The 330-nt window shown below is 70.9% G+C and carries 1 pseudogene; it reads left to right on the top strand.

The features are described from left to right. A pseudogene (locus tag IG86_RS0138150) lies at positions 1–330 on the top strand (urease subunit alpha); the annotation flags it as partial.

The following is a 330-nucleotide window of genomic DNA, read 5'->3' on the forward strand; positions in this document are numbered from 1 at the left end:
CCGGGCCGGCAACCCCGACACCCTCGACGGCGTCGACGTCGTCGTCGGCACCGGAACCTCGATCGTCTCCGGCGAGGGCCTGATCGCCACCGCCGGCGCGGTGGACACCCACGTCCACCTGCTGTCCCCGCGCATCATGGAAGCCTCTCTGGCGAGCGGCGTGACCACGATCATCGGCCAGGAGATCGGGCCGAGTTGGGGCGTCGGCGTGAATTCGCCCTGGGCGCTCAGGCACGCCTTCAACGCCTTCGACGCGTGGCCGGTGAACATCGGTTTCCTCGCCCGTGGTTCCTCCTCCGACGCCGCTCCGCTGGTGGAGGCCCTGGCGGA

This window comes from Streptomyces virginiae (assembly GCF_000720455.1).
GTDB classification, from domain to species: Bacteria; Actinomycetota; Actinomycetes; order Streptomycetales; family Streptomycetaceae; genus Streptomyces; species Streptomyces virginiae.